Annotated in this window: 23 protein-coding genes; 11 read left to right on the plus strand and 12 right to left on the minus strand. The window is 72.1% G+C overall.

From position 1 onward, the window contains the following. Window positions 1-235: 235 nt before the first annotated feature. Window positions 236-1,504 carry a hypothetical protein gene (locus tag LY40_RS02995; RefSeq protein ID WP_258935864.1) on the plus strand — a complete coding sequence of 423 codons (1,269 nt, stop codon included), beginning with the start codon at window positions 236-238 and terminating at the stop codon, window positions 1,502-1,504. Window positions 1,505-1,594: 90 nt separating this feature from the next. On the opposite strand, the gene LY40_RS03000 is transcribed toward LY40_RS02995, so the two are convergent. Genes LY40_RS03000 through LY40_RS03005 form a run of 3 tightly spaced genes read right to left on the minus strand, consistent with a single transcriptional unit; the run spans window position 1,595 to window position 3,186 of the window. After that, entirely contained in the window at window positions 1,595-2,641 is a 1,047-nt protein-coding gene (locus LY40_RS03000) for an RNA polymerase sigma factor (protein WP_307876529.1), read from the minus strand. 36 nt (window positions 2,642-2,677) lie between these two features. Beyond that, window positions 2,678-2,821 (minus strand): hypothetical protein, encoded by a 144-nt coding sequence (locus tag LY40_RS26030; protein ID WP_307876530.1) that lies wholly within the window; start codon window positions 2,819-2,821, stop codon window positions 2,678-2,680. Continuing rightward, on the minus strand, window positions 2,818-3,186 hold the full coding sequence (locus LY40_RS03005; RefSeq protein WP_183785962.1) for a YciI family protein: 369 nt from the start codon (window positions 3,184-3,186) through the stop codon (window positions 2,818-2,820). The genes LY40_RS26030 and LY40_RS03005 overlap by 4 nt, the downstream gene beginning before the upstream one ends. Before the next feature lie 217 nt (window positions 3,187-3,403). On the opposite strand from LY40_RS03005, the gene LY40_RS03010 reads away from it, so the two are divergent. From LY40_RS03010 to crcB, 3 genes are all read left to right on the plus strand, one after another. Continuing rightward, window positions 3,404-4,048, plus strand: coding sequence for a dihydrofolate reductase family protein (locus LY40_RS03010; RefSeq protein WP_258935865.1), 645 nt, complete (start codon window positions 3,404-3,406; stop codon window positions 4,046-4,048). A 120-nt stretch (window positions 4,049-4,168) separates the two neighbouring features. Further along, the gene (locus LY40_RS03015) at window positions 4,169-4,573 is read left to right on the plus strand and encodes a fluoride efflux transporter FluC (protein WP_183786392.1); all 405 of its coding nucleotides are present in this window, start codon (window positions 4,169-4,171) and stop codon (window positions 4,571-4,573) included. After that, on the plus strand, window positions 4,570-4,947 hold the full coding sequence (gene crcB / locus LY40_RS03020) for a fluoride efflux transporter CrcB (protein ID WP_258935866.1): 378 nt from the start codon (window positions 4,570-4,572) through the stop codon (window positions 4,945-4,947). The genes LY40_RS03015 and crcB overlap by 4 nt, the downstream gene beginning before the upstream one ends. Before the next feature lie 28 nt (window positions 4,948-4,975). Here crcB and LY40_RS03025 read toward each other — a convergent pair whose 3' ends face one another. Further along, window positions 4,976-5,929 (minus strand): LLM class F420-dependent oxidoreductase, encoded by a 954-nt coding sequence (locus tag LY40_RS03025; RefSeq protein WP_258935867.1) that lies wholly within the window; start codon window positions 5,927-5,929, stop codon window positions 4,976-4,978. Next, complete coding sequence (locus LY40_RS03030) at window positions 5,926-8,022, minus strand: S9 family peptidase (RefSeq protein WP_258935868.1); 2,097 nt, start codon at window positions 8,020-8,022, stop codon at window positions 5,926-5,928. The genes LY40_RS03025 and LY40_RS03030 overlap by 4 nt, the downstream gene beginning before the upstream one ends. Before the next feature lie 179 nt (window positions 8,023-8,201). On the opposite strand from LY40_RS03030, the gene rocD reads away from it, so the two are divergent. Together rocD and LY40_RS03040 are read left to right on the plus strand one after the other, a co-directional pair. Next, window positions 8,202-9,458, plus strand: coding sequence for an ornithine--oxo-acid transaminase (rocD, locus tag LY40_RS03035; protein ID WP_183785972.1), 1,257 nt, complete (start codon window positions 8,202-8,204; stop codon window positions 9,456-9,458). A gap of 34 nt (window positions 9,459-9,492) precedes the next feature. Continuing rightward, a complete protein-coding gene (locus LY40_RS03040) occupies window positions 9,493-10,860 on the plus strand; it encodes a DUF2252 domain-containing protein (RefSeq protein WP_258935869.1) in 1,368 nt (455 codons plus the stop codon). 108 nt (window positions 10,861-10,968) lie between these two features. On the opposite strand, the gene LY40_RS03045 is transcribed toward LY40_RS03040, so the two are convergent. The 6 genes from LY40_RS03045 to LY40_RS03070 form a co-directional block, all read right to left on the minus strand. Beyond that, complete coding sequence (locus LY40_RS03045; protein ID WP_183785976.1) at window positions 10,969-12,405, minus strand: NAD-dependent succinate-semialdehyde dehydrogenase; 1,437 nt, start codon at window positions 12,403-12,405, stop codon at window positions 10,969-10,971. Window positions 12,406-12,565: 160 nt separating this feature from the next. Beyond that, window positions 12,566-13,981 carry an Nramp family divalent metal transporter gene (locus LY40_RS03050; protein ID WP_258935870.1) on the minus strand — a complete coding sequence of 472 codons (1,416 nt, stop codon included), beginning with the start codon at window positions 13,979-13,981 and terminating at the stop codon, window positions 12,566-12,568. Between the two features lie 63 nt (window positions 13,982-14,044). Then, entirely contained in the window at window positions 14,045-14,662 is a 618-nt protein-coding gene (locus LY40_RS03055; RefSeq protein ID WP_258935871.1) for a bifunctional 4-hydroxy-2-oxoglutarate aldolase/2-dehydro-3-deoxy-phosphogluconate aldolase, read from the minus strand. 39 nt (window positions 14,663-14,701) lie between these two features. Beyond that, entirely contained in the window at window positions 14,702-16,432 is a 1,731-nt protein-coding gene (locus LY40_RS03060) for an IlvD/Edd family dehydratase (protein ID WP_183785982.1), read from the minus strand. A 132-nt stretch (window positions 16,433-16,564) separates the two neighbouring features. Continuing rightward, window positions 16,565-17,701, minus strand: coding sequence for a mandelate racemase/muconate lactonizing enzyme family protein (locus tag LY40_RS03065; protein WP_258935872.1), 1,137 nt, complete (start codon window positions 17,699-17,701; stop codon window positions 16,565-16,567). Next, a complete protein-coding gene (locus LY40_RS03070; protein WP_258935873.1) occupies window positions 17,698-18,366 on the minus strand; it encodes a GntR family transcriptional regulator in 669 nt (222 codons plus the stop codon). Before LY40_RS03070 ends, LY40_RS03065 begins: the two co-directional genes overlap by 4 nt. Before the next feature lie 128 nt (window positions 18,367-18,494). Here LY40_RS03070 and LY40_RS03075 point away from each other — a divergent pair, with 128 nt between their 5' ends. Next, a complete protein-coding gene (locus LY40_RS03075) occupies window positions 18,495-19,112 on the plus strand; it encodes a phosphatase PAP2 family protein (protein ID WP_183785988.1) in 618 nt (205 codons plus the stop codon). Here the strand turns inward: LY40_RS03075 and zapE are convergent. Continuing rightward, window positions 19,041-20,096 carry a cell division protein ZapE gene (zapE, locus tag LY40_RS03080; RefSeq protein WP_258935874.1) on the minus strand — a complete coding sequence of 352 codons (1,056 nt, stop codon included), beginning with the start codon at window positions 20,094-20,096 and terminating at the stop codon, window positions 19,041-19,043. The two genes, LY40_RS03075 and zapE, sit on opposite strands and share 72 nt — an antisense overlap. 108 nt (window positions 20,097-20,204) lie before the next feature. Here zapE and LY40_RS03085 point away from each other — a divergent pair, with 108 nt between their 5' ends. The 4 genes from LY40_RS03085 to LY40_RS03100 all read left to right on the plus strand — a co-directional run bounded on the left by LY40_RS03085 (window position 20,205) and on the right by LY40_RS03100 (window position 24,931). Continuing rightward, window positions 20,205-20,996 carry a pyrimidine reductase family protein gene (locus LY40_RS03085; RefSeq protein WP_372497671.1) on the plus strand — a complete coding sequence of 264 codons (792 nt, stop codon included), beginning with the start codon at window positions 20,205-20,207 and terminating at the stop codon, window positions 20,994-20,996. Between the two features lie 293 nt (window positions 20,997-21,289). Continuing rightward, window positions 21,290-22,789 carry an alpha/beta hydrolase gene (locus LY40_RS03090; protein WP_258935875.1) on the plus strand — a complete coding sequence of 500 codons (1,500 nt, stop codon included), beginning with the start codon at window positions 21,290-21,292 and terminating at the stop codon, window positions 22,787-22,789. A 172-nt stretch (window positions 22,790-22,961) separates the two neighbouring features. Next, a complete protein-coding gene (locus tag LY40_RS03095) occupies window positions 22,962-24,218 on the plus strand; it encodes an AMP-binding protein (RefSeq protein ID WP_258935876.1) in 1,257 nt (418 codons plus the stop codon). Between the two features lie 29 nt (window positions 24,219-24,247). After that, window positions 24,248-24,931 (plus strand): TVP38/TMEM64 family protein, encoded by a 684-nt coding sequence (locus tag LY40_RS03100; protein WP_183785996.1) that lies wholly within the window; start codon window positions 24,248-24,250, stop codon window positions 24,929-24,931. Window positions 24,932-25,070 lie beyond the last annotated feature (139 nt).

Consider the following 25,070-nt stretch of genomic DNA (forward strand, 5'->3'; position numbering starts at 1 on the left):
GTGCGCCCGCTCCTGACCCGAGTCCGGCGACACGGCGGATGCGACGGCGTCGTCGCCGGCAGTGTGGTCGTGGGCAACTCTGTCGAGAGCAGTGTGGCCGCGGTTCCGATTCGTCCCGATCGTGAGAGCGAACCGACACAACTGGAACACTCTCCGTAAGAACGCGCATCCTAACCGGTGAGTCCTACCTCACCTCTCATGTTCATCAAAACGGAATGTGAGAACCTCGGCACCCATGCGGACAGCGGAGGTAGCCCTCTGGGTGGCGGTGGGCCTGGCAGCAGTGGCGGTCGTCGCCGTGTCCCTCGCCGGCTGGCAGCTCGTGGTGGCCCGCCGGCAGGCACAGCAGATGCGAAGACTGGCCGTCAAGGTCCGCGACCTGTCCAGCGAGACCCAGAACCACGCCGGGCAAGCGGCCGAGGCCGACGAGAGCGCCCGCGACCAGGCGCGCTGGGCGTGGGAGCAGGTCAAACTCGCCAACACCCAGCTCGAACAGGCGCAACAGGAGAACCAGGCCAGCGCCCAGGCCGAGCAGTGGGAATGGGCCTACGCGCTCACCATGGCCGCCCGCGAACTGGTCGACGCCAGCACCGAACTCATCCGCATCGGCCTCGACACCCAGGTGGCACCGCACTACCGCCAGTCCGCGAACCGGCACTACCGCCAGTCCTGCCAGCGCTGGCAGGACACCATGATCAAGGCGCTCTCCCGGACGTCGCCGAGCCTGGAGGTGCAACACCAGCTCATCGCGTTCGGCTACGTACACCAGCGGCTGCACGGCCACATCGACGTCCTGCTGCGCGCCACCGAAACGGGCACGCTGTCCGACAAGGACCCGGTGACACAGAGCGTCCACGCGCTACGCCACGAACTGGCCAACGTGCACCGGCAGTTCCAGCGCACGATCAGTGCCAGTCTCGCCGCGGTGGGCGAAACCGAGATCCACGAGGCAGGCTCCGCCGACACCGGTGACCGCCGCATCGAGGGCGCGCCGGCAGCTGACACGCCCCTGCGTGTCGCCGCCGCACCGCCCCCGGGTCTGCAGGACGGCACCGGCCGGACCGCCAACCAGCCGACCAACGAGACGGCACACCGGACCGCGGCTCAGCAGTCGGGTTCCCAGCAGTCGGGTTCCCAGCGGACCGTGACTCGGCAGCCGGGGACCCAGCAACCGGGGACACAGCAACCAGCAGCCCAGCAGGCGCCGACTCCGGTGACATCCGGCCAGCACGGGACCGCGCAGCAGGAGACCCCGCAAACCGGGAACGGGCAGAACGGAGTCCAGCGCAACGGGACCCCGCAGATCGCGGCGATGCGGGACAAGGAACAGCGGAACGAGGCACTGCGGAACGGCTCCGACCACACCGCGCCCGCGCCGTCCCACCAGATCGGCGACCCCACCGCCGGCGCGGCGAAACGCATCCCTGACGCCGCCCGCGACACCGGACCGGCGCCCCAGGGACCACCGGCGAAAGCGCGGACCGCACAGGCACGACCGGCGTAACACCCGGCCGCCGGACCCGGCTTCCACCGCGCCGCTCCCCCGGCATCCACTCGCCCGGCAGCCGCTCGCCCACCGCCGGTGCCCACGCCTTCAGCAGTCGCTCGCAACCAGTCGCCGCACCCGGTCCCGCAGGTGCCGTTGTTCCGCGAGGTTGTCCGCGGCGGCGATCGCGCGGCGGTATGCGGCCACCGCCTCGTCGGCCCGCCCCGACCGTTCCAGCAGGTGCGCCCGCACCGCATCCACCCGCGGCAGCCCGGGCCGGCGCGCCTCGAGCTCGTCGAGACCGGCGAGCCCCACCGCGTCGCCCTGGACCATCGCCTGCGCGATGATGCGGTTCAACGTGATCGTCGGGTTCGCGTGCGCGGTCGCCGCCTCCAGCAACCGGTACAGCACGAGGATCTCGTCCCAGTCCGTCCGGTCGGTATCGGGCGCTTCTGCGTGCACCGCGGCAATGCACGCCTGCAGCAGATACGGCCCCGGGTCGACGCCGGGGACGGTCTGCTCGACCAGCGTCGTCCCCTCGTCGATCAGCGCGCGGTCCCACAGTGAGCGGTCCTGCTCGTCGAGTGGGCGCAGCCCACCGTCCTGGCCGATCCTCGCGGGCTGGCGCGCCTCGGTCAGCAGCATCAGCGCCAGCAGCCCTGCCACCTCGGCCGAATCGGGCAGGCTCCTGCGCAGCAACCGAGCGAGGCGGATCGCCTCGGCGGCCAGGTCGGCGTCGCGCGGCGGCGAGCCGCCGGTCGTGTGGTGCGCTTCGGTGAACATGACGTACAGCACGTCCAGGACCGACGTCAGCCGCTCGGCCGCATGCTCCGGCCGGGGCAAGGCCCTGCCCACCGCGGCGAGCTTGCGCTTGGCCCGCGTGATGCGTTGCGCGATCGTCCGTTCCGGCAGCTGGTAGACGCCGGCGATCTGCGTCGTGCTCAGCCCCGCCACGGCGCGCAGGGTCAGCGCGACCCGGCCCGACGGGGGCAGGTCCGGATGACAGCACAACTGCAGCACCAGCAGCGAATCGTCCCGTTCGGCCACCTCCGGGTGTACCGGCGGATGGAGCCGGGCCGTCCGCTCCTCGCGGTCCCTGCGGCGTGCGTCGCTGCGGACCCGGTCGACGTACCGCCGGCGGGCGGTCGACGTCAACCAGCCCACCGGGTCGTCGGGAAGTGCGGCCGGCCACTACCGATACGCGTCGAGCAGCGCCTCCTGCACCGCGTCCTCGCACAGGTCGAACCGGCCGCTGCCGTAGGCCCGCAGCAGGCGGGCGAGGACCCGCGGCGCCGCGTCGCGCCACGGGTCCTCCGCCCGGTCCCGCTCGGTCACTCCTCGCCCAGGTCCGCGAACATCACCGGACGCACCTCCAGCGCCAGCCCCGGAATACTCGCGTCGGGGATCCGTTTCGCCAACTCCAGCGCGCGCGCCTCGTCGGCGACGTCGACCAGGTAGAACCCGCCCAGGTACTCCTTGCTCTCGGCGAACGGGCCGTCGGTCACCTCCGGACCGTCGGCGCCGCTGCGGACGACCTTGCTCCGGCTCGGATCGGCGAGCGCCTGGGTCGCGACGAACTCACCGCGCTCCTTGGTCTCGGCCATGAACGCGCCGTGCCCCTCCCCGATCTGCTGTTGCTGCTCCTCGGTGAGGTTCTCCAGCACCGCAGGGTCGACCTGCATCAGGATCACGTACTTCACTGTTTCCTCCTCGGTCGGTGCGCCGCCACCGCGGCGGCACACCCAGGGGTCGTCACCGAACCGGCCGACGCGACAGCCCAGGCGATCGGATGTCGGGAAATTGTGACCGAGAATTCCGGGGCGCGGGTGTCGCGAAACCGGCTGCCGGTGACGACCACGAGAAGAGCGCCGCACCGCGCGCTCACCACAGCCCACGAACGACCTCCGAGGAGACGCCATGACACAGCGAGTCCGGGTCCACTGCATCACCGTCACCGCCGACGGTGTCGGCGCCGGCCACGACCAGAGCTTCGACCGGCCTTTCGGCGACGTCGACCCCGGCGAGCTGTTCGCCTGGGCGGGTGCCACGGCCAGCTGGGTCAATCGCACCGAGCCCGGCGGCGACCGGGGACTCGACGACTGGATCACCCGCGACTTCGCCCACGGCATCGGGGCCGAGATCATGGGCCGCGGCAAGTTCGGTCCGCAGACCGGCCCGTGGTCCGATCACGAATGGCAGGGCTGGTGGGGCGACCAGCCGCCGTTCCGCACGCCGGTGTTCGTGCTCACCCACCATCCGCGGCCGAGTCTGACACTCGGCGAGACGACGTTCCACTTCCTCGACGGCACGCCGCAGCGGGCCGTGGAGCGGGCGAAGGGGGCCGCGGACGGCGGTGACGTGCGCATCGGCGGCGGCGTCACCACCCTGCGTGCCTTCCTCGAGGCGGACCTGATCGACGACATGCACGTCGCCGTCACCCCCACCGAACTCGGCAGGGGCAAACGCCTCTGGGACACACCCGACGAGCTGACCGATCGCTTCCATCTGGAACGCATACCGAGCCCGAGCGGGGTCGTGCACCACTTCTTCTGGCGGCGCTGACCGCCCCGCCAGCGGCCAGAGGCACCGTCGCCGGCCGTGGTCCACGACCTGGCCGCTGCGACCGGCGGGCAGGCCGTGGGCCGCGCCCGGCCGCGGGCGACCATCGGTGATGATGGGGCGATGACCGGGACCCGCCACTGGGACGTGCTACCCGCCGTGGCGGCGGGCGGCGCGCTCGGCAGCCTCGCACGCTACGGCTTGGGGGTGGCCCTGCCGTCCCCCGCGGGCGTGGCGACGCTGCTGGGCAACGTCGCGGGGTGTCTCGCCCTCGGCGCACTCATGGCCGTCCTGACGCGCAGGCCCGCACCGCCCCGGCTGCTGCGGCCGTTCCTGGGCGTCGGCGTGCTCGGCGGGTTCACGACGTTCTCGACGTATGTGCTCGACGCGCTCTCGACCGCCCGCGACGGGCACCTCGTCGCCGCATTCGCCTACGCCGCGGGATCGGTCCTGGCATCGGTGCTGGCGGTCGTCGCGGGCATCGCCGGTGTCCGCCGGCTGCTCGACCGCCCGCGGAGCGCGGCATGACGGCGGCCATGGTGATGCTCGGCGGGGCCGCCGGTGCGGTCCTGCGCTATCTCATCGACCTGCGGCTGCAGCGGGGCCGTGTCTCCGCCTTCCCCTGGGGCACACTCACGGTGAACGTGCTCGGCTCGGCGCTGCTCGGGCTCCTCACCGCGTGGGTGCTGGCGACGGGCGCCACCGGTGGCGCGGCGTTCGCGCTGGCGGGGGTGGGGCTGTGCGGCTCGCTGACGACGTTCTCGACGTTCGGCTACGACACGGTGCGCCTGATCACCGAGCGGCGGCACGGGCACGCGGCCGCCAACGTCGTGGTGACCGTCCTCGCCGGATTCGCCGCCGCGCTCGCCGGCCTGCTCGCAGGCGGCGCCCTGTGGGGCTGACCCGCCGGCGAGCGAACCGGGCGATCGGTCACTCGGGCGCGAGCGCGCGCACCAGGCCCGCCGGATCGCCGCCCGTGGTCAGCGGCATCAGCACCGGCGTCGTCACGCCCGCCTCGGCGTAGGCGCGCACACCCTCCCGGCAGGCGTCCGGACTGCCGTGCACGACCAGCTCGTCGACCACGTCGTCCGGTACGAGCTCGACGGCACGTTTCCGGTCGCCCGCCGCCCACGCCTCCTGCATCGGTGCGAGCCGTTCGCCGCGCCCGAGCCAGTCGTGGAACGCGCGGTAGACCGGCACCGTCAGATAGGCGCAGATGTGCCTGCGTGCCAGCGCCCGTGCCTCGTCTGCGTCGTCGACCGGGCACACGAAGATGCGCGCCACCAGTTCGGCGTCGGCACCGAGTTCGCCGCGCACCGCCGGGACGTCGGAGGCCGCGAGCCAGTTGGTGATCGCCCCGTCGGATTCGCGGCCCGCCATCCGCAACATCCCCGGCCGCAGCGCCGCGACCATCACCGGCGGCGGCGTCTCGGGCGGGCGGCCGAGCCGGAACCCGCGGACCGTGAACGTCGGGTACTCCGCGGTGACCTTCTCGCCCGCCAGCGCGGTGCGCAGGAACCGCACCGTGTCGCGGGTGCGCGCGTACGGCTCGGTGAACTCGGCCGCGTTCCAGTTCTCCACGATGACCTGCGACGACGTCCCGACGCCGAGGACGAACCGGCCCGGCGCGCAGTCGGCGGCGCTCGCCGCGCTCATCGCCAGCAAGCCCGGACCGCGGGTGTACACCGGCGCGATCGCCGTGCCGAGCCGCAGCTCGGGAGCCCACTGCGAGGCCAGCACCAGCGGCGTGAACGCGTCCGCGCCGTTGGCCTCGGCCGACCACAGGTCCGTGTAGCCGAGATCCGGCAGCTGCGTGACGAGCTCGCGGTGCTCCGGCAGCGACAGTCCCTCGAGCGGAACCGTCAGCCCCCATCGGCCGGTCACGCACCCACCTCCACGCCGAGTTGCTGCTTGAGCCAGCGCACCTGCGTGAGCATGAGGTTCTCGGCGACCTCCTCGGCCTGTGGCGTCATGTGCGTCGCCCCGGCCAGCGGCAGGAACGTGTGCGCCCGTCCCGCGGCCAGCAGCTCCGACGAGAGCCGCAGTGCGTGGGCGACGAACACGTTGTCGTCGGCGAGCCCGTGCACGATCAGCAGTGAGCGTTCCAGTTCCGGAGCGTCGGTGATCAGCGAGTTGCGCTCGTAGACCTCCGGCCGTTCGTCGGGGTCGCCGAGGTAGCGCTCGGTGTAGTGCGTGTCGTACAGGCTCCAGTCGGTCACCGGGGCGCCCGCGACGCCCGCGGTGAACACGTCCGGCCTGCGCAGGACGGCGGCGGCCGCCAGATAACCGCCGAACGACCAGCCGCGGATGGCGACCCGCCCGAGGTCGAGGTCGCCGAACCGCTCCGCCGCAGCGTGCAGCGCGTCGACCTGGTCGGCCAACGCGACGTCGCCGAGGTCACCGGCCATCGCCCGTTCCCACTCCGGCCCGCGCCCCGGCGATCCCCGGCCGTCGACGACGAGCACGGCGAATCCCTGGTCGGCCAGCCACTGCGGGGTGAGCATCGCGTTCCTGCTGCGCAACACCCGTTGTGCGTGCGGCCCGCCGTAGGGATCGAGCAGTACGGGCAGCGGCCCCTCGCCCGGTTCGTGACCGGTGGGCAGCACCAGCGCCGCACGCAGCGCGCGCTCCCCCAGTTCGAGCCAGTGCACGTTCGGCACCAGGCCGGGGTCGGCGGCGACGGAGGCGATGTCGCCGACGCGCTCGCCCCCGGCCAGCACGGAGACGCGAATGCCGGCGTAGTCGGGGCTCCACGAAGCGAGCACCGCCGTCTCGGCCGTCCCGGCTCCGTTGTGGACACCCACCCCGTCCGACAGCCGCCGCACCGCACCGCCTTCGGTGCGGTAGACGTGAATCTGGGTCGGATCGTCGTCGGAGGCGCTGAACAGCACCTCGTCGCCGACGTCGATGACCGAACGCACCTGCAGGTCCGTGCCCGTCACGGGGGCACCGTCGACGAACAGCCGGTACGCCCCTTCGGCGACACCGACGTGCACCAGCCGCCCGTCCGGGGTCCACGCGGGGACCCCGGGGACGATCTCGACCCAGTCCGGGTCCTTCTCGGTGTGCAGCAGCCGCGTCGACCCGTCGGTGACGTCGAGGGCGCGGATCTCGAGACACTTCTGGTCCCGCGACTGCACGGTCAGCAGCGGCGGCCCACCCGCCGACCAGTGCACCGCCACGAGGTATTCCCATTCGCCGGCCGGCACGTCCACCCGGACCCCGTCGAGCGTGACGACCGCCAGCGACACGGCGACGTTCGTGGTGCCGGCCGCCGGGTAGGCGACCGTGTTCACCGGTGCCGCGGGGTTGGCCGGGTCGGCGATGTGCCAGCGCGGCACCTCCGAGCGGTCGCTGCGCTGGACGAGCAGGCTCCGCCCGTCCGGCGACCACCAGTAGCCGCGCACCCGGCGCATCTCCTCGGCCGCGATGAACTCGGCCAGCCCCCAGCTGACGTCCTCGTCGTCGGTCTCCTCCGGCCCGGCCACGACCCGATCGTCACCGGTCGCCAGGTCCACCACGTGCAGCCGCCGGTCCGCGACGTAGGCCACGTGGGTGCCCTGCGGATTCGGCCGCGGATCGATCACCGCGGCGTCCACGAGCATCCGCGCCGCACCCGTGGCGAGGTCGGCGGTGTAGAGCCTGCCGGACAGCGAGAAGGCCGCGACCGCGCCCTCGGCATCGGTCGCGTAGCCGACGACACCCCCCGACGTCTCCCGCGCACGCTCGCGCCTGGCCCGTTCCTCGGCGGGCAGGTCCTCCTCGCCGGGCAACAGCTCGGCCGCATCGACGAGTTTCGATTCCTCGCCGGAGGCGACGTCGAGTTGCCACAGGCTGTTGCGCCGGTCGTGGCCGGATTCGGAGCGGAGGAACAGCACGCGCTCGCCGTCGGGCGTGGCCTGGAACTGCCGGGGCGTGCCGAGCGTGAACCGTTGGGTGCGGGCCTGTGCGCGGAGGAAGGAGAGATCGTCTGTCACGGAAGGACACTCTGGCAGACCCGGCAGCCGCGCTGCCACGGCCGCGGCCGCGGCGCCGCACAACCCGCCGCCGCGGGGACAACGAATCACCGCTTGATCCGGACGAGCACGCAACGATCCTCGCTTCTGCGCAATGCATTCCGGCTGATCTCGGCACCGATCGGCCCTAATCTGAACGCATGACGACGTTCGCCGACCGCACTGCCGACACGCCCACGCCCTCCGAGGCCGCCCCGGCGGCCACGGCCGACTACATCGCGCTCGACGAGCAGTGGAGCACGCACAACTACCACCCGCTGCCCGTCGTGATCGCCGGCGGCGAGGGCGCCACCGTCACCGACGTCGACGGAACGACGTACCTGGACTTCCTGTCCGGCTATTCGGCCCTGAACTTCGGGCATCGGCACCCGGATCTCGTCGCCGCCGCGACCGCGCAGCTGGACCGGGTCACGCTGACCTCCCGCGCCTTCCACCACGACCAGTTCGGCCTGTTCTGCCGCGAGCTCGCCGAGCTGACCGGCACCGAGATGGTGCTGCCGATGAACTCCGGCGCCGAGGCGGTCGAATCCGCCATCAAGGTCGCGCGCAAGTGGGCCCACCGCGTGAAGGGCGTGCCCGACGGGCAGGCGCGCATCGTCGTCGCCTCCGACAACTTCCACGGGCGCACCACGACCATCGTCTCGTTCTCCACCGACGACGACGCACGCGCCGACTTCGGTCCCTTCACCCCGGGCTTCGACGTCGTGCCCTACGGCGACGCCGAGGCGCTCGCCGGTGCGATCACCGACCACACCGCGGCGGTGCTCGTCGAACCGGTCCAGGGCGAGGCCGGCGTCATCGTCCCGCCCGCCGGATACCTGGCCGAGGTCCGCAGGCTGTGCGACGAGGCCGGCGCCCTTCTCATCGCCGACGAGATCCAGTCCGGCCTGTGCCGCACGGGCACGATCTTCGCGCTGGAGCACGAGGGCGTGCGGGCGGACCTGTACACCCTCGGCAAGGCCCTCGGCGGCGGCATCGTGCCGGTGTCGGCCGTCGTCGGCCGCCGCGACGTCCTCGGCGTGCTGCGGCCGGGGGAACACGGCTCGACGTTCGGCGGCAACCCGCTGGCCTGCGCCGTCGGTCGTGCCGTGGTGCGGCTGCTGTCGACCGGCGAGTTCGCCGAGCGTGCCACCGCGCTCGGCGAACACCTCCACGGCCGACTGTCCGGGCTCGTCGGCCACGGCGTCAGCGCGATCCGCGGCCGCGGGCTCTGGGCGGGGGTCGACATCGCCCCCGGCGGGCCGACCGGCCGGCAGGCCTCCGAGGCACTGCGCGAACGCGGCGTGCTCTGCAAGGAGACCCACGGCTCGACACTGCGGATCGCGCCGCCGCTGGTGATCACCGAGGCCGAACTCGACCGCGGGATCGACGCGATCGAAGCCGTGGTTACCGGCTGACCCCGGCGGTACCCGGCGCGGGCAGAATGAGGCCATGATCGATCTGCGCACGCCGGTGAGCACCGACGAGGTCGTCGCCCGTGGCAAGGTGTTGCGGGACGCGACGCCGCCCACCTCCCACGACCACGACGCGGCGAATCCGCAGCGCCCGGACGTGCTCGCCTACATCGAGGCGAGCAACGCCGGACGACTGCCGCATCTGCTGCCGTTACGGCACGGCCGGATGGCCGCGTCCCCGTTCGCCTTCTACCGCGGCGCCGCCGGACTGATGGCCACCGACCTGGCGGGGACGCCGTCGAGCGGACTGCACGTCCAGTTGTGCGGCGACGCCCACGCGGCGAACTTCGGGCTCTACGGCACCCCCGAGGGCGAGATCGTCATGGACATCAACGATTTCGACGAGACCGTGCCGGGGCCGTGGGAGTGGGACCTCAAGCGCCTCGCGACGAGTCTCGTGCTCGCGGGCCGCGAAGGCGGCGTGTCGGACGGGAAGTGCTTGAAAGCGGCCGAGGACGTCGTGAAGTCCTACCGCCGCACGGTGCGCGAACTCGCCGAGGTGCCGTTTCTGCGGTCGTGGAACGCGCTGCCGGACTCGTCGGTCGTGGAGAAGGCGAAGGCCGACGAGCTGATCGACGACTTCGAGAAGGCCGCCGCGAAGGCGCGGAAGAACACGAGTGCCAAGATCGCGGCGAAGCGCACCGAGGAGTATTCCCACGGTTCGGGCGAGAGCGAGTGGCGGTTCACCGAGGAACCGCCGAAGCGCACTCGCGTCGACGATGCCACGGCCGACGCCGTGATCGCCGGCCTCGAGTCCTACGTGGACACACTACGGGAGTCCCGGCGCAACCTCATCGCCCGCTACTCGGTGTCCGATGTGGCCTTCCGCGTCGTCGGCACCGGGAGTGTCGGCCGCCGCGGGTACATCGCACTGCTGCGCGGCAACGGCGACGAGGCACTCGTGCTGCAGCTCAAGGAGGCATGCCCGTCCGCGCTGGCCGACGTCCTCACCCCCGAGCCGTGGGATCACGAGGGACACCGCATCGTGCACGGCGCACGCCTGGTGCAGGCCGAGACCGACATCCTGCTCGGCTGGACGACGATCGAGGGCAGGGCGTACATCGTGCGCCAGTTCCGCAACATGAAGGGCGACATCGACCCGACCGGTCTCGACGGCGGGCATCTCGACGACTACGGCAGGCTCGCCGGGGCGCTACTCGCGCGGGCCCACACCCGTTCGCTCGACCCGCGCCTGCTGGCGGGCTACTTCGCCGAGGACAGCGACATGGACGAGGCGGTCGGCCGCTACGCCGTGCGCTACGCCGACCGGACCGAGGCCGACCACGCCGAACTGGTCGCCGCCATCGACGCCGGCAAGCTCGCGGCCGAGTCCTCCGACGACTGAGCCGAGGACGAGGATCCGGTCCGAGAACGACACCGGTTGGAGAACGACCGAGCCGGGCCGGTCCGGCGCCGTGGCGGATGCCGCTGCGCCGGACCGGCCGGGAGTGGCTCAGTGCGCGATACTGACCGAACGGGTGTTCAGGTAGGCCTCCATCGCCTCGGGGCCGCCTTCGGAGCCGTAGCCGGAGTCCTTCACGCCGCCGAACGGCAGCTCCGCCGACGGCATGGCGGGCATGTTGACCCACAGCATGCCCACTTCCACCTTCCGCGTCAGCGTGTCCGCGGCGGCCAGCGAGCGGGTGAAGGCATAACCGGCGAGCCCGTAGGACAACCGGTTGGCCTCGGTGATCGCCTCGTCGAGGTCGGTGAACCCGCGGATCGCGGCGAGGGGTCCGAACGGCTCCTCGTTGAACAGCCGCGCGTCGGAGGGAACGTCGTCGAGCACGGTCGGCGCCCAGAAGTTCCCGGCGTCGCCGATCCGTTCACCTCCCGCGAGGGTGGCCGCCCCGCGGCCCACGGCGTCGTCGTACAGCGAGGCCATCGCGTCGAGGCGCCTGCTGTTGGCCAGCGGACCCATCTCGGTGCCCTCGGCCAGGCCGTCACCCACGGACACGCCGGTGGCCGACTGCGCCAACGCCTTGGCGAAGTCCTGCCGCACCGACTCGTGGACGAGGAACCGCGTCGGCGAGATGCACACCTGGCCCGCGTTGCGGAACTTGGCCTTGGCCATGATCTTCACGGCGCGCTCGACGTCGGCGTCCTCGCACACGATCACCGGCGCATGTCCGCCCAGCTCCATCGACACCCGCTTCATGTGCCTGCCGGCGAGCTCGGCCAGTTGCTTGCCGACCGCGGTCGAGCCCGTGAACGTGATCTTGCGGATCACCGGGTGCGCGATCAGGTACTCGGAGATCTCCGCGGGATCGCCGTAGACGAGCGCAAGGACACCCGCGGGCAGGCCGGCGTCCTGGAACGCGCGCACCAGCGCCGCCGGACTGGCCGGCGTCTCCTCCGGCGCCTTGACGACCATCGAACAGCCCGTGGCCAGGCAGGCGCCGAGTTTGCGCACCACCTGGTTGATCGGGAAGTTCCACGGCGTGAAGGCCGCCACTGGGCCGACCGGGTCCTTCACCACGAGCTGGCGGATCGTCGGGTCGCCGCGATGCGGCACCGTGCGGCCGTAGACGCGCAGCCCCTCGTCGGCGAACCAGTCGATGATGTCCGCGCCGGCCAGGATCTCGCCCTTGGCCTCGAACAGCGGCTTGCCCTGCTCACGGGTCATCAGATCGGCGATCTCGTCGACCCGCTCGCGCACCAGTCCGGCGGCGCGGTGCATGATCGCGGCCCGCTGCGCGGGCGTGTAGTCACGCCACACCTCGAAGCCACGGCGCACCGAGTCGGCGGCGAGGTCGAGGTCCCGCCGCGAGGCGCGGGCCACCTGGCCGATGACCTCGCCGGTCGCGGGGTTGTGCACGTCGAGGGAACGTCCGTCCTCCCCGTCCCTCCAGTCGTCGTCGATGAAGAGCCGGGTGTCCGGATAGGTCATCTCGGAAAGCCTCCTTGATCGCGTGCGCTCGGTTTGCGGCAACGGGTGACGGGCGCCGCGGCCGGAACGGCAACGGGCGCGACGTCGCGGCGGGATGCACCAGGTGGTTCCCGCGCGCCGGCCACCCCCGACGGTACCGCGCATCGCCACCTACCCGCCGCTATGCGCCCGACAGTTCGAGACCCACCACCTCCATCACGGTGTAGACCGCCAGCAGCGTGATGGCGACACTGCTGATGACGAAGGCGACCGTGAGCCACCCGTTGCGTTTGAACCGCGCGTCGACCTCCGTGGCGCGCAACCGCCACACGGCGACGAGCACCGCCAGCAGGAAGATCCCGGTCGCGATCGCGCCGATCTGCATCAGCACCAACGGCGAGCGCACGAACAGGAACATCACCATCCAGAGGACCGGCAGACACACCGTGAAGATCTTCAGTACCCGCGCACGGACCCTGGCGTCGTACCAGTCGATCACACCCATCAGCCCGAGCGTGTTGGTCCACAGCCGGGGTACCGCGGCCGCCGAGGCGATGTTGGTGGAGAACAGCACACAGATCGCACCGACGAGGAACAACGCCTCGGCCCACGGGCCGAGAGTGTCGGTGTACATCCGCGAGACGGTGGTGATCACCTGGTTGCCCTCGGGCACCAGATTCTGCGAGTGCAACACGCTCGCACCGACCACGTAGAACGACAGCGTGGCCACCGTGCAGATCAGCCACGAGACGAACACGTCCAGCTGCATCACCTTGATCCAGCCCTCGGCGCGCCGCGCCCGTTCCTCCGTGCCGTCGTCTGCGCCGGTCCAGCGCGCGTACCCCTTCTCGAGGCACCAGTAGGTGTAGTTGGTCATGTCGTCGGCACCGACGCCGGTCGAGCCGAACATCGCGACCGCGAGGCCGACCGTGCCTGCGGGAATCGCGAAGCTCAGGCCGTCGCCGAAATCTCCGGGGCTGTACGCGAACGGCGTGAACGGCAGCGCCAGCACGAGCGCCACCGTGCTCAACGTGAACAGCGCCACCGACCACGTCGTGATCATCTCGACCACGCTGTAGCGGTTGCTGCGCAGCAGTCCGATGGTGAGCGCGGTGACGATGACGGCCCACGTACTGAGCGACGCGCCGCTGAGCGGCTCACCCACGATGGGCCACAGGATCGAGAACGCGGCCGCGGCACCACCGATCACGCCGCCGCGCTGGAAGTTCTTCGCGATGTCGAGACCGATCCACAACCAGTTGATCCAGCCCATGGGGCCGATCTTCGGCGGGATCGTGGAATAGCCCGCCATCGCGGTCCTGCCGTTGAGGATCGCCCAGCGGGCGAGCTCCATCTGCACCCACACCTTGACGGCGGCGCCGACGATGACCAGCCACAACAGGACGAACCCGGCGCGAGCCCCCAGCGACGTCGTGACAAGCAGTTCACCCGATCCCACCACCGAAGCGGTGAGCACGATGCCGGGACCGAGGTGACGCAGCCTGCCGCGCAATGTCGTCGGCGGCTCTCTGACGTCGTCCGCGCGGAGCCGGTAGGGGTCCTCGATGGGAGTGTCGGGCACGTCCTTGGTCGACATGACGAGGCTTCCTTTCGGGGTCGGCGTCGTTGCCGGGAGGCCTGGTGGACGGGTGTGGAGCTGCTAGCTCACCGCCTCGACGAGGCGGCGTGCCTGTGTGCGCACCGTGTCCGGGTCGCCGGGGACACCGAGCAGCTGCACGCCGACGCCCACACCCGCGCAGCCCTCGTCCAGGCACGCACGGGCGAGGTCGGGGCCCACGCCGCCGGTGGCCAACATCGGAACATCGGGCAGCGGCCCCTTGAGTTGCCGGAGGTGTCCCACGCCCACCGGGGCGATCGGAAACACCTTCACCACGTCGGCGCCGAGCCGCACCGCCTGCACCACCTCGGTCGGGGTGAACGCGCCGGGCACCGCACCGAGCCCGAGTTCCTTCGCCCGCTCGATGACGGCTTCGTCCACGTGCGGGGAAACCACGAACCGAGCGCCCGCCTCCGCCGCACGCGAGACGTCGTCGGCGGTCATCACGGTGCCCGCACCGAGGGCGAGGCCGTCGCCGTACTCGTCCCGCAACGCGCGGATCGCGGCGAACGGCTCGTCGGAGTTCAGCGTCACCTCGAACAGCCGGATTCCCTCGTCCCGCAGCAACGCGGTGAGGTCGAGACATTCCCGTATGGACTGTCCGCGGTAGATCACCATCGCGCGGTGCTGCCGGACCTGTCGGAGGACGTCGTCGGCCATGGTCTCCTCACCTTCTGCGGGGACGGTCGGTTCGGGCCACTACAGGTGCCTGCGGGGCACGGCGTGTCCCCGTCTGCCCACGAGGAAGTCGAAATCGGCACCGGTGTCGGCCTGCCGTACGTGGGTGCGATACAGCCACTCGTAACCGGATCCGGTCCCGGTCGGCGCCGGGCTCTCGGCGGCTCTGCGGCGGAGCTCGTCGTCGGACACGTCCATGTCGATCCGGCGGCCGGGCACGTCCAGCGTCACGCGATCACCCGTGCGCAGCAGTGACAGCGGCCCACCTCGTGCCGACTCGGGCGCGACGTGCAGCACGACCGTCCCGTAGGAGGTGCCGCTCATCCGCCCGTCGGTGATGCGCACCATGTCCCGCACTCCGGCGTCGAGCAACTTCTTCGGGATGGCCAGGTTGCCGATCTCGGGCATGCCCGGATAACCCGCAGGCCCGGCTCCCCGCACGACGAGCACCGTCGAGGCGTCCACCGGAAGATCCGGCGAGTCGACCCTGGCGTGGTAGTCCTCGATCGTGTCGAACACGAGCGCCGGGCCCGTGTGCCGCACCAGGTCCTCGGATGCCGCCGACACTTTGATCACCGCACCGTCCGGTGCGAGGTTGCCGCGAACGACGGCGGTGTGGGAACCGGCCTCGTGCACCGGTTCGGCCCGGGTGCGGACGACGTCGGTCCGCCAGTTCGGCGCGTCGGCGCAGTTCTCACCGAGGCTGCGGCCCGTCACGGTGGCGGCGTCGGTGTGCAGCAGCTCCCCCAGTTCGCGGATCACCGCGGGCAGCCCGCCCGCATGGAAGAACTCCTCCATGAGGAACCGGCCGGACGGCAACAGATCCACCAGCAGCGGGACATCCGCGGCGAGCGTGTCGAAGTCGTCGAGCGCCAGCTCGACCTCCGCGCGCCCGGCGATCGCGAGCAGGTGGACCACGGCGTTCGTCGACCCGCCGATAGCCGCGTTGACACGGATCGCGTTCTCGAACGACCGGCGGTCCACAACGGACGACGGAACGAGGCCTTGCTCCACCATGTCGACGATCCGGCCGCCCGCCTGCTCGGCGATGCGGTGCCGCTGCGCGTCGACGGCCGGGATCGCGGCGCTGCCGGGCAACGAGAGACCGAGTGCCTCGGTCAGGCAAGCCATCGTCGAGGCGGTGCCCATCGTCGTGCAGTGCCCGGCGCTGCGGGACAGGCAAGCCTCGGCGGCAGCGAAGTCCTCCCGGCTCATCCGGCCCGCGCGCACCTCTTCGCTGAACTGCCACACGTGCGTACCGGATCCCGCGTCGCAGCCCTGGAACTTGCCGTTCAGCATCGGGCCGCCGGTGACCATCACCATCGGGAGGTCGGCGCTCAGCGCGCCCATCAGCTGCGCCGGGACGGTCTTGTCGCAACCCCCGAGCAGCACCACGCCGTCGAGCGGGTTGGCACGGAGCGTCTCTTCGACGTCCATGGCCATGAGGTTGCGGAACTGCATGGCCGAGGGCCGCATCAACGTCTCGCCGAGCGAGATCGTCGGGAATTCGAACGGGACCCCACCGGCCATCAGTACCCCGCGCTTGACGGCCTCGGCGACCTGCCGCAGGTGTGCATTGCACGGAGCCAGGTCCGAGGCACTGTTCGCGATGCCGATCACCGGACGCCCGTCGAACATCGACGCCGAGTAGCCCTGGTTGTACATCTTCGACCGATGCACGAACCCGAGCTTGCCGTCGAGCCCGAACCACGCCTGGCTGCGACGGTCGGACCGGGTGTGTTCTGACGCCATCGTCACTCCACCGTGAGCACTCTGTGCATGCAATGAACTTGTGCAGCATATGATCTAGCCAAATTACATGCAATATCCACCGGCTCCATGCATCGTTCGACCGCGGGCGCGCGGCCGTCCATGCGCCGACGCTCAGGCCACGGCACGGTCCTCGGACTCGGTGACCGCTGCCACGGCGGCCTCGTCGAGCCGGACCCCGAGCCCGGTCCGCCCTGGCACGTCGATCACCCCGCCGGACGGCGTAGGCGGATCACGGAGCAGCGGATCGCGCAGCGGGTTGTCCCTGACGTCGTACTCGACCGCGGCCACCGGCTCGGCCAGGGCGGCGAGCTGCAACGTGGCGGCGAAGGCGACCGCTCCCCCGTACAGGTGCGGGAAGACCCGCTTGCCGTGCGCCGCCGCGAGCTGGCAGATCGCCATCGTCTCGGTCAACCCGCCGGTCTTGGCCAGATCCGGTTGCAGAATCGCGACCGCAGGCGACGCGGCGAGGGAACGGAACTCCTCGACGCCGTAGTGGTTCTCTCCCGTGGCGAGGACCAGCCCGGTGCGCCGGTGCAGCTCCTCGAGCCCGTCGAGCGGATTGCCGCGCAGCGGTTCCTCGAGCCACGCCACATCCGCGTCCCGGAGCAACGGCGCCATCGCGACCGCCTCGGCCACATCCCACGCCTGGTTCGCGTCGGCGTACAAGGCCACATCGGGGCCCACCGCATCGCGCGCGGCCGCGAGGTTGCGCTCGTCGGTCGCGCGGCCGAAGCCGAGTTTGACCTTCACCGCGGTGTGTCCTGCCGCCACGCACGACCGCGCCATGGCCCCGACGTGATCGGGCCCGAGACTGCTCGCGTACACCGGAACTCGGTCCCGGACCCTGCCCGCCCCGAGTGCCGCGACCGCACACCCCGCACGCTGTCCCGCGAGGTCCCACAGCGCGAGGTCGGCGCCGCTGATGGCCTGCCGGATCGGACCCGGCGCGCCCCACTGCCTGCCCAGCGGGTCCAGCTGCGTGCACAGGCGCCGGTGCAGCGCCGCGATCCGCGTCGCGTCCTCACCCCGCAGCAGCGGGAACACACCCTCCCGCAGGGTCGCCACCCGTTCCCGCACGGCCCACGGCGGATAGTTGGTCCAGCTCTCCCCCCTGCCGGTGAGTCCGTCGTCGGTGGTCAGCTCCACCAGCACCGCGGAACGGTGGCGCAACGGGGAGAACGACATCGCGATGCCGTCGCCGACCGGGGCGCGCATGACCCGCAGGCGCGCGTCGACGATGCGGCTCATGCACCCGCCTCGGCCTGCTGTTGCAACAGGGCCCGCAACCGGAAGATGTGGGCGCGCGCCGCCTGTTCAGCGGCCGTGGCGTCGCCGGCGTCGATCGCGGTGAGGATTGCACGGTGGTCGTCGAGCGCCTGCCGGGGCCCCGAGGTCACCGTCGTCGTGCGCATGGCGAGCCGGACCTGCGTCTGCACATCATCCAGGAGCCGGACGACCTCGGCGTTGCCGCAGGCCTCCCGGATGAGCCGGTGGAACCGCAGGTCCGCCTCGGTGCTCGCCGCGAGATCCGCCGTGCGCGTGGCGGCCTCGTGATCCTCGAGCGTCTCCTGGAGTGCTCGCACCAGCCTGCGGCCGGCGTTCTCGACCGCCAACCGGGCCGCCAGCCCTTCGAGCACCTCCCGGACCTCGTAGATCGCGACCAGTTCGGCCGCCCCCACGTACGCAACGACGGCACCCCTGCGCGGTTCCTCCCTGGCGAGGCGCTCCTGAACCAGCCGCAACACCGCGTCGCGCACCGGACTGCGGCTGACCTCCAGTCGTTCGGCGAGCGCGGGCACACTCAGCCGCGCACCCGGGGGAAGCTCACCCGTGAAGATCATCTCGCGCAGTCGTTCGCAGACCGCGTCGGCGACCCTCGTCCGGGCCGCGGTCGTCTCGTTCACTCCGGCCATGACCCGATTTTACATGCAATCGCAGCCCGTTACATTCCCTGAGCAGGTCACGCGCCGAGGTGCGATCCACCCCGGCCCGACCGCGCCGCGCCCGGCACTCCCCACCGGCACCGCCCTACGATGCCGCCATGCCGCTCGCGTTCGCCTGCATCGTCGTCCTGTTCGGGACGGGTGCCGTCGTCGCGGGCGGACGGTCGCCGACCGCCGTCGACGCACCCGTGGCCGCGTTCGCCGAACGGTTCGACACGGGCGTGCTCACCGCCCTGGTGCTACCGACCGAGCCTCCGGTGTGGCTGGCGATCCTCGCACTGCTCACCGGAGGCGCACTGTGGCGGCGCCGCTGGGATCTCGCGGCAGCGGCCGTCGCCTGCCCCGCGCTGACCATCGCCCTGACCACCTGGGTGTGCAAACCGCTGTTCGCCCGCTGGTACGACGACCACCTCGCCTACCCCAGCGGGCACACCGCCGCCCTCGTCTCGACACTCACCGTGGCGATCCTGATGGCCCCGCCCTCGTGGCGCCGCATGCTCGTGGCCGCCGCCGTCGCGCTGACGGCACTCGCCGGACTCGGCATGGTCGGCCTCGGCTACCACTACGCCACCGACGTCGTGGGAGGTGCCGCGCTCGCCGTGGCCGCGACGCTCATCGTGGCGAGGCTGGCTGTCGTGGCGCGACTAGCCGTGCGAGACCGGCGCGGACGCCTCGGCGTCCCGCGCGAGAGCCGTGAGCCTGCTGACGGCGCGTAGGTACTTCTTGCGGTAGCCGCCGGCCAGCATCTCCGGGGTGAACAGCGCGTCGAGCGAGCCGCCGGACACCAGCACCGGGATCGCCCGGTCGTAGAGCCGGTCGGCCAGTGCCACCAGCCGCAGCGCGATGGCCTGGTCGTCGGCGGCGCGGATGCCGCGGATGTGCACCGCCGGCACCCCGTCGACCAGCCGGCCGTACGCGGACGGATGCAGGCTCGCCAGGTGCTCGCACAGCGCGTCGAAGTCGTCGAGTGTCGAGCCGGGGCGCTGCTCGGCCGACGCGAGAAGCGTGTCCTCGGACAGTGCCGCGGGTGGCTCGGGCAGGCCGCGGTGCCGGTAGTCGGGTCCGTCGACGCGCACGACGCCGAACTTCGCCGACAACGCCTGGATCTCCCGTAGGAAGTCCTCGGCCGCGAAGCGGCCCTCCCCCAGCTTGTCCGGCAGCGTGTTCGAGGTGGCGGCGACGAACACGCCCGCCGCCGTCAACTCCTTGAGCAGCCGGCCGACCAGCATGGTGTCGCCCGGATCGTCGAGTTCGAACTCGTCGATCGCCAGTAGCCGGTGCTCCGACAGCCGCCGCACCGCCTCCCCGAACCCGAGCGCGCCCACGACGTGGGTCAGTTCGACGAACGTGCCGTACGACTTCGGCCCGGGCACCGCGTGCCAGATCGACGCCAGCAGGTGAGTCTTGCCGACCCCGAAGCCGCCGTCCAGGTACAGCCCGAGCTTGCCGTCGCCCGCATCGCCGCCGGATCCCCTGCGGCCGAACAGCCCGCGCAGCCCGGACCGCTTGGCGCCGGCCGCGCCGACACGCTCGGCGAACGCACCGCAGTCGGTGATCGCCGCGGCCTGACTCGGCTCATCGGGATTGGGAATGTAGGTCGAGAGCCGCACATCGTCGAACCGCGGCGGGGGCACGAGCGTGGTGATCAGCTCGTCCGCGCCGATCTCGGGACGACGCTCGGTCAGCTTCTCGACAGCCATGTTCCTCAGGTTAGTCCTCGCCCCCACCCGTCCCGTCCCCGATGTGACCTGGGCCGCCAAGCGCCCAACGGTGCTGCGGACCGCGACGGCACATGCTGGGATGGCGGAGTGCATCAGCTGTGGCCCCTGCCGACCGCATCCGATCCCGGCACGACATCCGATCCCGGCGCCGGATCCGCCGCTCCGCCGGAACTGTCCGACGAGGACCTCGAAGCGCTCTACGGCTACCCCGCCGACCTCGGCCGCCCGTGGGTCCAGGCCAATTTCGTCACCTCCGCCGACGGAGCGGTGAGCGTCGACGAACGGTCCGACGGCCTGTCCAGCACGGCCGACAAGCGAGTGTTCCTACTCGGCCGCGACCTGGCCGACGTCGTGCTCGTGGGTGCGGGCACCGCGCTGGCCGAGAACTACGGCGGCGCCCGCACCACCGAGACCCGCCGGGCACGCAGACACCGCCACGGTCTGTCGGACGTGCCGCCGATCGCCGTCGTCACCCGCCGCTGTTCGATCCCGCCGGACGCGCCGGTCATCACCGACACCGCGGTGCCCACCCTGGTCGTCACGGCCGCCGACGCACCCGCCGACCGCAGGGCCGCGCTCGCCGACGCGGGCGCCGAGGTACTGCTAGCCGGGGAGGACACGGTGGACCCGGCCACGGCGATCCGCCTGCTCGACGAACGCGGCCTCCGCCGTATCGACTGCGAGGGCGGACCGCACCTGCTGGCCTCCCTCGTGGCCGCAGACCTGGTCGACCAGCTGTGCCTGACCTACGCGCCGCTGCTGGCCGGGCCCGGACCGGGCCGGATCGTCGCGGGTCTGCCCTCGACGCCCCGGGACATGACGCTGCGGTCGCTGCTGCACGAGGACGGGTTCCTGCTCGCCCGCTACCGGCGAGCCTGACACGGTGACGGGGACGGCCCGCCCCCGTCACGTACGCGGGCTTCCGGCCCGGCAGGCGGCCGCCGGACCAGCCGTCCCGGAACGACCCTGCGCGCCGCCCGGTCCGGAAGCATTGCCACCGGGCGGCCCTCACGGCGTGCTCACCGCCGCCGTGCGACAGTAACGCCGCGCACCGGCCTCGGTGCGCCGTAGCCGGTGCGCGCCCGCTCAGCGCGGGGCACCGCCGAACGACCCGAGTGAGGACCTGACCGTTGCCGCGCCGCCATCCGCCACGTCGCCGGTACCGACGGGCCGTGCTGGCCGCCCTGCTGCCCGTCCTCGTCGTCGCAGGCTGCACGGTCGGCCCCTCGACCCGGCCCGCCGTCGTCCAGAACGACGCCCCGGCGCCCACCGGCCGCGACCGGGAGGAGTCACAGCAGCCGTTGCCGCCGCTCGGCGAGCCCGGACCGTCCGCACTCGACTGGTCGGACTGTGCGGCCGACACCCGGCAGCAGTTGGGCGGCGCCGCACGCCGGAACCTGACCTACGAATGTGCGTACCTCACGACCACCCTCGATCCGCCGGGCATGCCGGGGCAGGGACTGGCCCGCATGTCGGTCCTGAAGGCCGGCAACGGCCCGGTGCCGCTGGTCGTGGTCAACGACGTCGACGGCCGGCCCGGCACGCTGTACGCGGCGCAGCTGGCCGCGACGCTGCCCGACGAGCTGCTGGAACGGTTCTCGCTCATCGGCGTGGACCGTCGCGGCACGGGCGGTTCCGACGCCGTGCGCTGTATCCCGTCCGACGAACGCGCGACGCTGCTCGACAGTGACCCGTCGGCCGGGGTCGAACGGCCGCTGGACGCCGCCCGCACCGCGGGGCAGCAGTGCGCCATCGCGCTCGAGGACGAACAGGGCGCCCTCGACAGTGAACGCACCACCAGCGACCTCGACACGCTCCGCGAGCACCTCGGCATGGACCGGCTCCACGCTCTGGGCCACGGCGAGGGTTCCCGCGTGCTCGCGATGTACAGCGCCCGCTTCCCCGGCAAGACCGGGCGGATGGTTCTCGACGGGATGCCGGACCCGTCCGACGATCAGGCAGGCGTGCTGGGTGGTGTCGCCCGTGACGCGGAAGCCACCCTCGACGCCGCGGGCGAGCAGCTCGGCCGCGATCTGCGCGCCGACGTGACCGCGCTGACCGACCGGCTCGGCCGCGGCGCGCCGCCGACCTCCGACGGCTACCGGCTCACCCCGCAGCTCGCCCTCCGCGCGGTGCTGACCGGGCTGGCCGACCGGGATCGCTGGTCCGACCTGGCCGACGCCGTCGCCTCGGCGCGCGCCGGCGACCCGAACCCGCTGTTCCGGTTCGTCCGCCCGCACCTCGTCGAGGATCAGGCCTCGGCCGCCCGGCTCGACGGCACGATCGCGACACGATGCAACGACACGGCCACCCGACTGCCTGCGGACCAGCTGGCCTCGACCGCCCGCAAGCTGGCGCGCGACCATCCCGTCTTCGGCGCGACCGTCGCCCAGGAACTCGTGTGGTGCAGCCCGTGGCCCACCCGGTCCGACCGGAGCGGCGGGATCGCCTCCGACAAGGCCCCGCCCATCGTGGTCGCCAGCACCGAGACCGATCCGGTCACGCCGGGGAAGGGAACCGTCCGGGCCGCGGACCAGATGCCGTCCGCGGTGCAGGTGTCGTGGAAGGGAGCCGGACACGGCGCGCTGAGCTCGTCGTGTGTGACCGACGCGGTCCGAGGCTTCCTCGTCGACGGCGACGTGCCGCGGGACGGCACGCTCTGCCCGGCCTGACCCGATCCTCGGGACGGCCCGACACCCCGGGTCGGCCGGCTCCGGCTCCGGACCGCGCCATCGGTTCCCCGTCCCGGGCTCGCGCGGGCCGTGCCCACCGGTGTCGATCATGACAGGCGCCCGGCCCGCGATCACTTGACGGAGGGCATGGGGAATGTTTCGCTGGCGCGCGGTGAATCTTCTGTCGTTGCTCTCCGGTCTGACCAAGCACGACCCACACGCCATCATCGCGATCGACGCCGATCCCGTGCAGCCCGTCCACGTGAGCCGCTCCGAACTGTGGCGGCGCACGCTGCAGCTACGCGCGGACCTGGCGACGGCGGGTGTGGGGCGTGGTGACGTCGTCGCCGTGTGCCTGCCGAACTGGTCCGACCTGTTCGGCTGGCAGATCGCGACGGCCTCGCTCGGCGCGTGCGCCCTCGGACTCGACCCCGCCGCCCCGGTCGCCGACCTGGCCCGCGCCGTGACGGACGCGCGGCCGCGGGTGCTCGCACTCGACCGGGACGTGCCCGTGGCACTCATCGACCGCCTCCGCGCCGAACGCGCCGCCTCTCCGGGTGATCCGGCGCCGGCCGTCGCCGTCGTGCCCGGTCCGCGGTCCGAGCCGCCGGTCGACCCGTCGCCGTGGGACCTGGGTGGCGGCGCATGGCAGCCCAGCGCCGCCACCGCGGGTATGCCGATGCCGGAGACCGGCGGCGACGAACCCGCCGTGGCGTTCGCGCCGGGCCTGGCGTGCTACCGGGAGTCGGTCGTGGTGCGGCACGCGACCTCGACGGCGACCGCGCTCGGACTCGGCGACGGCGACCTCGTCGTGTGCACCCGCCCGGCGACGCGGCCGATCGCGTGGTCGTTCGCCCTCGCCGCGCTCGCCGGAGGGGCGACGTACCTGTTCGACCCGAATCTCGACGAATCCACCCTGCCCGGCGAACTCGCCCGGTTCGGCGCCACGCACCTGGCCGCCGACGAGCCGACCGCCATGCGGCTGGCCAAGTCCTGCCACGCCCACGGCCGCGACGCCGGTGCCTCACTGCCGGCGCTCCGGTGGGTCGGCATCGCGAACGCCACCTCCGCCGATGCCGCGCAGAGCCTCGACGAACTCGGCATACCGGCCCGGGGCTTCTACGCCCCGTCCGGAGTGCTCGCGCCGTTCGCGGTGTGGCCCACCGGCAGACCGACCGCCGACCGGTGGCTCGGCGGCGGTCACCCGGTGTGCGCCGACATCGACATTCGCGTGACCGACCCCGAGTCCGGCGAACCCACGGCCGCCGGCGAGAGGGGCGTGATCGAGCTGCGCGGCGCCTGCGTGCCCGAACCGCGTTCCGGCACCGACGAGACGGCCGACGCCGAATGGTTCACCACCGGTGATCTGGGCACGCTGACCGCCGGCGGGGACGTGCGCTACGACGGCTCCGTCCACCACGACGCGTGAGCGGCCCCGCGGTCCATTACGGTTGATCCGTGCCGCGCCGGACCAAGCTGTTTCTCGGGATCTCGCTGCTCGCGGCATTCGTTCTCGCGGCACTGCTGCTGCCGATCCCCACCCCGGCGGAGATGCGTGCATGGGCCGACGAGGCAGGTGGGGCCGGCGCGGCCGCATTCCTGGTCGCCTACGTCGTGTGCACGGTCGCACCCATCCCCCGCACCGTGTTCAACCTCGCCGCGGGACTGCTGCTCGGGCACGTCGCAGGCGTGCTCGTCGCGACCACCGCCACCGTCCTCTCGGGCCTGTGCGGCTTCCTGCTCGCACGCCTCCTCGGCCGGGAGTTCGTCACCCGCCACCTGCACCGCACTCCGGTGCACGCGGTCAACGCGCGACTCTCCGGCGGCGGTATGCTCGCCGTCGCCTCGCTGCGGCTGATCCCGGTCGTGCCGTTCGCACCGCTGAGCTACTGCTGCGGTGTGTCGTCGATCGCACTTCGGCCGTACCTCGTCGGCACCGCGCTCGGCAGCGTGCCGGGCACGATCGCCGTCGTCGTACTCGGTGACGCCCTGACCGGCGGCACGCCGCCTGCGCTGCTGGTCTGTTACGCCGTGTTCGCCGCACTCGGCGCAGCCGGCCTGCTGCGTGTCATCCGAACGGCGGCACCGGCCCGCGGCCCCATGGCCGACACGGCGTCCCGGACGGACGAGGCAGCCGACTAGTCGGCAGGCGGTTCGGTCGGGCAGGCCGTACCGGGCAGCTACACTCGACACGGGCGCTAGCGGGGTGGCGCACCGGTCCTTCCGAGAACTCGAGCCGTCCCGGCATCGGCGACGGACTCGAGCAGCAGCCGAGCAGTAC

Source organism: Prauserella salsuginis (assembly GCF_024648885.1).
Lineage (GTDB): Bacteria > Actinomycetota > Actinomycetes > Mycobacteriales > Pseudonocardiaceae > Prauserella > Prauserella salsuginis.

Coding starts and splice junctions, on each gene's coding strand:
- LY40_RS02995 (WP_258935864.1), top strand. CDS start 236: ATGCGGACAGCGGAGGTAGCCCTCTGGGTGGCGGTGGGCCTGGCAGCA.
- LY40_RS03010 (WP_258935865.1), top strand. CDS start 3,404: ATGACACAGCGAGTCCGGGTCCACTGCATCACCGTCACCGCCGACGGT.
- LY40_RS03015 (WP_183786392.1), top strand. CDS start 4,169: ATGACCGGGACCCGCCACTGGGACGTGCTACCCGCCGTGGCGGCGGGC.
- crcB (WP_258935866.1), top strand. CDS start 4,570: ATGACGGCGGCCATGGTGATGCTCGGCGGGGCCGCCGGTGCGGTCCTG.
- rocD (WP_183785972.1), top strand. CDS start 8,202: ATGACGACGTTCGCCGACCGCACTGCCGACACGCCCACGCCCTCCGAG.
- LY40_RS03040 (WP_258935869.1), top strand. CDS start 9,493: ATGATCGATCTGCGCACGCCGGTGAGCACCGACGAGGTCGTCGCCCGT.
- LY40_RS03045 (WP_183785976.1), bottom strand. CDS start 12,405: ATGACCTATCCGGACACCCGGCTCTTCATCGACGACGACTGGAGGGAC.
- LY40_RS03050 (WP_258935870.1), bottom strand. CDS start 13,981: ATGTCGACCAAGGACGTGCCCGACACTCCCATCGAGGACCCCTACCGG.
- LY40_RS03055 (WP_258935871.1), bottom strand. CDS start 14,662: ATGGCCGACGACGTCCTCCGACAGGTCCGGCAGCACCGCGCGATGGTG.
- LY40_RS03060 (WP_183785982.1), bottom strand. CDS start 16,432: ATGGCGTCAGAACACACCCGGTCCGACCGTCGCAGCCAGGCGTGGTTC.
- LY40_RS03065 (WP_258935872.1), bottom strand. CDS start 17,701: ATGAGCCGCATCGTCGACGCGCGCCTGCGGGTCATGCGCGCCCCGGTC.
- LY40_RS03070 (WP_258935873.1), bottom strand. CDS start 18,366: ATGGCCGGAGTGAACGAGACGACCGCGGCCCGGACGAGGGTCGCCGAC.
- LY40_RS03075 (WP_183785988.1), top strand. CDS start 18,495: ATGCCGCTCGCGTTCGCCTGCATCGTCGTCCTGTTCGGGACGGGTGCC.
- zapE (WP_258935874.1), bottom strand. CDS start 20,096: ATGGCTGTCGAGAAGCTGACCGAGCGTCGTCCCGAGATCGGCGCGGAC.